Genomic DNA, 8,351 nt, shown 5'->3' with positions numbered 1-8,351 from the left:
CATCTTTACCTCTTGCATTTATATATTCCTCAAGCAGTTCTTTAAAACGCGCATTTTTTTTAGCATAATCTGCACAATCTTGTGTTAGAGTTTCTATGACTTTTTGAAGCTGCTCCCTAGTTTGATCTTCTGTGGCTGCATCCCGCATTTCAGAGAAACGCCTCATGGCCAGATCTACAGAATCCTTCCTATGTAGATTATGTACAATGTCTGCACGTAGTACATTATCTTTACCCACTACAGCCACTATATACATTTCAATCAAATTCTCTACTTTCTTGAGATTAATACTCGGTTTTAGGGAATCTATAATTTCTTTAAGCAGCTCTGCTCTTTTAGAATCTTTACCTTTGATATTGTGATATTCTTGATTTAGATTAAAGATAATATTTATTACTTCCTTAAATTCTAGAGATTCTAGCGTTTTTAAAATCTCTTTTCGTTCAACATCTTTACCTCTTGCATTTATATATTCCTCAAGCAGTTCTTTAAAACGCGCATTTTTTTTAGCATAATCTGCACAATCTTGTGTTAGAGTTTCTATGACTTTTTGAAGCTGCTCCCTAGTTTGATCTTCTGTGGCTGCATCCCGCATTTCAGAGAAACGCCTCATGGCCAGATCTACAGAATCCTTCCTATGTAGATTATGTACAATGTCTGCACGTAGTACATTATCTTTACCCACTACAGCCACTATATACCTTTCAATCAAATTCTCTACTTGCTTGAGATTAATACTCCGTTCTAGGGAATCTATAATTTCTTTAAGCAGCTCTGCTCTTTTAGAATCTTTACCTTTGATTTTGATATTGTGATATTCTTGATTTAGATTAGAGATAATATTTATTCCTTCCTTAAATTCTAGAGATTCTAGCCTTTTTAAAATCTCTTTTCGTTCAACATCTTTACCTCTTGCATTTATATATTCCTCAAGCAGTTCTTTAAAACGCGCATTTTTTTTGTCTAACGCTCTCAAATATTCTTGGTGTTTCTTTTCTGCAGCCAGAGTGTCTAGAGCTTCTAAAAGCTGCGATTCTCTTTGAGAACCCGCACCTCTTTCATTTTCATATCCTTCCCTAAGACACTGCATAGCCATATCTAGAGCATCTATAGAAAGTAACTCTACTACAATCCGACTTCTTTCAACATTCCTACCTCTTGCATCGATGTACTGTTTAAGTAGCGTTTTCATCTCTTCTTCAACTGTCGCTTCATGAGATAAATATCTTCCCATTAGCCTTTGAGCACGTGCAGCTCTCCTTTCCATAGCTTCAGTAACTGTATTCAAGTTATCTATCGCTTCCTGAAGGCGATCCTTTTGAGAATCTGTTACAGTTGCATACTTTACCCTAAGATACTTTTTAGCCATATCTATAGCACCTTTAGTATCTAGCTCTTTTACTATATTTTCACAATCGGCATCTTTGCCTATTGCATCTATATACTTTTCAGCTAGCTCACTTACATACTTTGCTTCTTTTCTTAGGGAAGTCAGCTCATTTGCAGCAGTAAAAGAGTCTATAACGTCTTCTTGATCTTCTCTCTGAGAACATCGATCTTTTATAGTTGCATGCTCTATAGCACCTGAAGCATATAGCTCGTCTATAACCTCTTCTCTTTCAACTTTTTGATTTTCATCTCCCTCATCTAGACCCCGCGCATCTATACCTCTTATAACAACATTCAGAGAACTTATAGCGGCTTTTATTCGCTGTTCTTCATGAAGATTTCTACCTTTTATATCTTCATACTTCTCAAAGAGATACTTTATAGACGGACGTATACCCTCTATATTGCACATTTCTTTTACAAGTCGCTTTCCCTCAGCACCTCGACCTCTTACATCTAGATAATTCTCCGCTAGTTCCCCTATATACACAGGAATTACTTCTACATCCAGAAAACGTATAGCTTCCTCAATTCGCTGTTCTGCTCGTAGATCCTTACCTTTTATAGCTTCATACTTCTCGAATAGATGCTGCCTAGCTGGCCGTAGAGCCTTCATACCTAATATTTTTGTTATAAGTAGTTTTCCTTCATCACTCCCAACTCCTGCATCCAAATACTGCTCAGCTTTATGTTTTATAAGTGCAGTTCTAAGGTCTAGAGCTTTGCCAGCTAACTTAAGACTATTCTGAGCCTCCTGAATCAGCGCTACGCTTCTAGAATCTTTATCTTCTACAGCTGCACTCTTTTTTACTAGACACGTCTTCGCTAGATCTAGAGCGTTGATAGCGTCTAGTGCTTTTACAATCTGCTCTCTTGCTTCATCGTCACCACTTGCATATATATACTTTTCAACCAGATTATTTACATATGCAGTTTCCAAAACTTGAGTACAGTAATCTATAGCTGATTGGTACTTTGCTCGTTCTTCAGGATCTTGATCTACAATAGCTTTACGCTTATCTAGCAAACACTGCTTAACCAGATTTAGAGACCCTATGCCAAGCAATTGCTCTATAATCTGCTCTCTTGCACCATCTTCGATTCCCGCATCGAAATACCTTTCAAGTAGCTCATTTACATATTCTCTTCTTGCAGCAATCTCATCTTTAGATATTGCTTCGAATACTTGATTGCCCAAAAAAGCTCGCAAACCAACATGACCTTTTCCAGATACAACGTTTTCAATACCAGATCTAACTTTGTCTTCTATAACAGGTAATGCAGCAATAGACTCGCTATCAATATTTCTTGGAGTAACTGTATATTGTTTATAGAATGGTCCATTAGCGTGATATACGCCTATACAATTATTAACCACCAAGGGATATCTAATTTTTATGTATTTAGGCATATATTCTGTAAAAAATCCCGAAGCTATCAGATCACTTCTACTACATTTAAAACTCTGAAAAGCATTGTAAAAGCCTTGTTTAACGTCGTATAAGTTGACGCAATTATCGGTTCTTTCATTAGGAATAAATGTTTGAAGCATAAAACGTCGGAAGTAATCTGCGCATGCTAATGACATGGCTTTTGAGAGCAAAGAAGAGTCAAGTTCAGTGTAATCAACAGATTGCAAAGCACCAAATATAGCATTTCTTACTTCAGAATCCGGAGAGCGTGCTCTCTGGGATACATCTTTTATCATTTCTAGATTATCCTTGCGCTCACCTGCAGCTATCCCCAGAAAGCTCTTCCTATTTAGAAGATATGCATAGAGAACTTCATTGAAATCTTGAGTTTGACGGCACGCTTTTTCTATAAAACCTACATTTTCTTCCAAAACAGCGTTTTCTTTTCCGGCAGCAAGTAAAATGCTATTACATACAGAAGCTTCAATGTATTGTTCGTCTTCATACGATAACTCTTGCCCCCTAGCAGATGCCGCTATTACCTTGAAAATCTCTAGTGATACAGGCATTTGTTTAAGCAATATTGGAAAATCCACATGGCTTTGCGCCCTGTCATCACCATGCGCCGATATAGCTTCAGCAATTTGCAAGAATGCTGATGATATAACGAGATCACGAAAACGTATGTCTGAGAAAAAATGCTTTAATAAATTCGCCTCTACTTCTTGAATACAGTATGAGTGATGGAGTTGAGCGATAGATTCAGGCGCCAGGTCATTCCCTGTATATAAAAGTCCGAAAATCATAGACAGAAAACCTAAAGACGTACCTCTATCAGAGGTAACAACTTCTCCATTTAACACTTCTGCTATTGGTTTAGATAAAATACCCATATCCCTAGCAGCACTTTTATAAGAAGAAAACAAGGCAAAATTATTAATAGCATCTACCTGCATAGTGTCTTCGCAATAATGAGAATATAATTTAAATGGAAGACTTCCACCCTCTGACTTAATATTGTCAGAAAGCATAACTCTAAGCAGACTACTAGTAGATAAACACGCCTCTGCGTCACATACCAATACGGCATCGCTCCCTTTAGTAGGATTGACGTATATATCACAATTATCCTCACATATCCTCACATCATGAGGGATAGAGGACTTTAACACAAGATGCATAACATTGTCTGAAACAGAATCAATGACGCGAATGTCATTACCGTACCCTGCAACCATCTGAGCATTGAGTACACCATTATCGGAAATAACGGAAAACTCTTTCCCATTAATAGCAAAATCTACAAATTGTCCTTGTCTTGATAATAATACAGGAACACCATCGGTGTTCCTCCGCGCCATATCTAAACACTCAATAAATTTTTGATCAACAACAACATCACTTTTTGTCTTAACATAAAGTGATAAGACAACTTGCCTATTAGAAGCGTTAGACAGGCCGTTTACATCTACTTCCTTATTTTCCCATAATCCTTTAGGTTCTATAGCATCAATCCTTTTTAATATGCTATTACGACTTTTCGATAAAGTTTCGTAACCCGGCTTATTATCACTCCCATTTAATAACCCTATACCCATCCAGGACGCACATTTGTGAAATACATCTCTCATTCTAGATGTAGGTTTTGGAGGCATTGGCGGCGAAGGTGGGTCATAATCATGTTCTAGCCCATGCAATATACACTCACCTTGAGAATTAATAACTGAATGAGTAACGTCAACTACTTCTGGCTTTAATGCATTCTGCAAAAATAAAAATTTCTTAATATCTCGCGGATGAATAATGTGGTCTAATATTCCAATTTCTTGAGTATTACATCTCTGCTTAAACGAAGCATACAGGGAAGTATCAATAACATGCCCTCCTTGAAGATCAGTTAAAATAACCGCCGTTGCCAGTTTTTTTATTACTTCAGGATCATTTGAACATAAGCACTTCTGTATCTGCATACCTATTGGTAAATCTTCATACCTCTTAAAATTAGACGAAGACATAATATTATTAAGAAAGAAACTTAAATTAGATGAGGATATTCCACAATTATATGGGGATATTTCATTACCTATATCTTCTTTTGTCTTCTCAATAATGGTATTATCTGGTAGATTGATATTTGCTATCCTAAATAGCAATGATTCTACAGACTCATGATTTACATTTTTAGTTTTGCGTACAGAGCTAGCTTTTTTTCTTCGCACTTCCCCTTTTATAACAGCAGATACTACCTGAAAAGCAATTACTGCCAAACCAGGTATTTGCCTACATAAATAAGGCATCTTTTCTTCTATATCTTGCATGTTATAATGTACACGGTCTTTCTCCGATTGCACAAATTTGAACATGGCATGCAGGGCGTGATTTATCAACGCAGCCCTGAAAGAACCATCTGCCAAGAATTGCTGTACTAACGCTTGACGATCCCGAAGGCTTAAATCATTAAATAATTCATTTCCATGAGAATATACTGCGCAGAATTGCGTAAGCACGCAACTTTCTTCAACAGTAGGGTCAAGGGTAGTAGAATCGAGATCATCAATACTTCTGTCGTTTATAGTATCCAATATTTTTTGGGCACAAATCCTACTTTTTTTCGGTAGTATCCCACTATTTAGCAGCGCGGAAACCTTATCAATATTTCTAGCAATATACTTTTTTAATCCCCTCTCAGAGCCAAGGGTTGTACCGCTGTTGCTACACAATCCTGCGCTATATTTCAGGTATTGCTTACACAGGCTACTCCATAAATCGTTCTCCTGTACCTGATTCACATCTAACATTTTCGCGACGATTCTGTTGTTTATTTCTGCCGTTGGTATATATGTGCATAGCTCTACATTGCACGCGCTACTGGTTAATTCCAATACCTTTTTTAGCCCTATTTGATAATCACTACTTTTTAAATTGTCACATTTAAACTGTAGGAATAGCTCATTGTGAGCAAGCGGTGCGTGAGCTTTAACTTTCTTTGCCGCGTCCTCCTGAGTACCCCCTATGTATACGATAATTTTATTTACTGGAAACTTTCGCGATTGCCCTACACAAAATTTATCTCTATAACCATCATAATACAAGTTAGTAAAACCCTCTTTTACTACTTCTTCCACAATATCCTTTTTCCGAATCCCTCGTCTAATATCATCAAAAACTTCCGTATCTGCACATATACGCTTAGCCCATGGCGTACTATCAAAATTAATGAATACATGCATTTTATCTTCTGTAGTAGCGCCATTACCCTTATGTAAGACCTCTATAAGTCGCCCGCTACCGCCATAATAACCATCATTCCCAAATCTAATAGATTTAATAACATTATTCATTATATCCGAAGAAGTAATAGCACTAACGTCATGCTCTACCACTGTATTGATTTGAGGAATCCTATGAATTGCTTTTATTAATCCATTTTTTCCGGAATTACTAGCATTTCCCTTTTGTATTACTCTCTTATCTTGCACAGAAACTTGCGAGCTGTTAACTTTTTGAGTGCCTTGTCGCGTATCGTCTACAGATACTTTTGCAGGAGTTGCTGTGGGCAGAGAAGCATGACTTTCTTTTACTGAAGCTCTTTGATTTTGCTTCCTAGCAGGATTTGGTTTAGGATGTTTTTCGATAGAAGATGTATTATTTCCTGACGGAATTACTTGTGTTGTATCTTCAGCAGGACCTGCAGTTGACTTTAATGCGCCTGCATCGGAAGCTTTGTCACCCCCTTTTACCCGCAGAATTTTTCTACCTTCATGCAAGAAAACACCTGCCTCTGCACTTTGCTCTCCTTGAGCTTCACGAGCAATATCTGCCGCCTCTAGTATAACCCGAGGTTTCCCAGCATTGGCAGCCTTTTCTTGACTATTTTTTATACCCTGTGAATTTTCCTGCGCTGTTTCTATACTCTTTAAAGACCTCTCCTCAATCTTAGAGGATATCTTTATAGCTAACGACTTCAGCAATGTATGAGACAAACATGTAGCTAAGAGAACTGATACTGCAATACTATTTAGTCCTAATTCCGTAAGTGCAGCTGGTAACCCGTATTGAAACATCACTGCAAATGCGACTATAGCAGCAACAGTAACCATAGGAAGAAAAATTTTAGAGTTAATATACCTTGTAGCTAAAGCGTCTATAGTCACATAAGAAACAAACGTACCTTGCATGACAGCAACACTTAGAATACTCAATCCCATCAAGGGAAATCCGTATTGCGTGTGAAGTAGAATTGCTACCAAAGTTGCTACTAACGAAAGTACAATGGATGTTACAACATATAATAACTGCCTTGATGACAAACGCGTCTTTTTTCCAAGCTGAGAGAACGCAACTTCTCTTTTATCTTCCTTAAGATTATTCATATAAAACCAATATTCTTTAATAATATTAAATTAAAGGGGCCCTCAGAGAATAAAGCACAAGAGTGCTAAGATCTTAAAAACCGTATACTGCCTAGTTATCTTCATATATCTAGAAAAACTGAGCCATATATGCTAGAATTTTTATAGTTTCTTAACTACTTTTTTAACTATCAGAAAATACTAAAAGAGATACCTACGCTTTGATAGCCCAAGTGAGATCTTCTTTAATTTCTGATTTAACTTAAGAAACATCCCGATCTCGCGCTGTATTACATACCCTTTTACTATTTCCTAACTTATAAATTATCTGAACTTACTCACAACACTTACACGATCAAAGAAAACGAATACCCTAAAAAATCCTCGACTACCTTACATAATCGCTGTGTTTAAAAAATTACCATTGCTTTTAAGATATACATTAGTAATGCATTTAACAAATTATATGGATATAAAAATTCTTTTTAGGCTTTATCAGGAGGCATCTTATAAAAACTGACATTATAGCTGTCATTACTCGAAAGATCCTAATAACTTATGCTTTAGTTTAGCACAGAAAAATTAATTTTAAAATAGTTTTAAATAAAAATTAATAAAATTATTATCACCGCTGTTACAGGTTATGAGCCACATTTGTTTTATGCTTTTAAAAGAATGTAGATAAATTTTTATGTTACTGATATATTATTGCATGACACGTATAAGATTGTGAGTTTTTTCTTTATGCAACAGTTTTTCTGTTGAAAATACTGAGGAATATTATTAGGGTGGACTTCATAAGCTTAAATAAATTTCTCTTAGTATCTTATATGTTAAAACCCTGGCTAAGAGCCACAAGAGTATTTACATATTCGATCTAAAATCAAGTACAAAAATAAAGGATTTAAAAGAAATAGATTAAGAGCTTCTTATAACGATTAAAAGAACAGGGTAAATCTTCAGCTCGTAATGTTGCTATTATGAAGAAAACATTATAATTCCTCTAAAGGCATCGCTTACTATGAACTTGCCTATAACAATATAGATACGTCGATTTATCATAATAACTATACTATTGATAAAAAGTAAGATAGTAATTTAAAAATAGTATGAATAAAGAGCTCTGCAACTATTAAAATGGTGAAACACTCACTTATACAGTAATTGAAGCGCTGCCCCAGATCTTACTATACACCTC

1 protein-coding gene is annotated in these 8,351 nt (G+C 36.1%); it reads right to left on the bottom strand.

Annotated features, from left to right (window positions below; genetic code table 11):
- Positions 1–7,174, bottom strand: a 7,174-nt coding sequence (locus tag KPX09_RS02305; RefSeq protein WP_249548778.1) for a hypothetical protein, incomplete at its 3' end; no start/stop codon positions are given.
- Positions 7,175–8,351 lie beyond the last annotated feature (1,177 nt).

It is taken from the genome of Anaplasma phagocytophilum (genome assembly GCF_023476575.1).
GTDB lineage: Bacteria > Pseudomonadota > Alphaproteobacteria > Rickettsiales > Anaplasmataceae > Anaplasma > Anaplasma phagocytophilum_A.
Note: the sequence above shows the minus strand (reverse complement) of the source record. Positions and strands in the feature narration are given on the sequence as shown.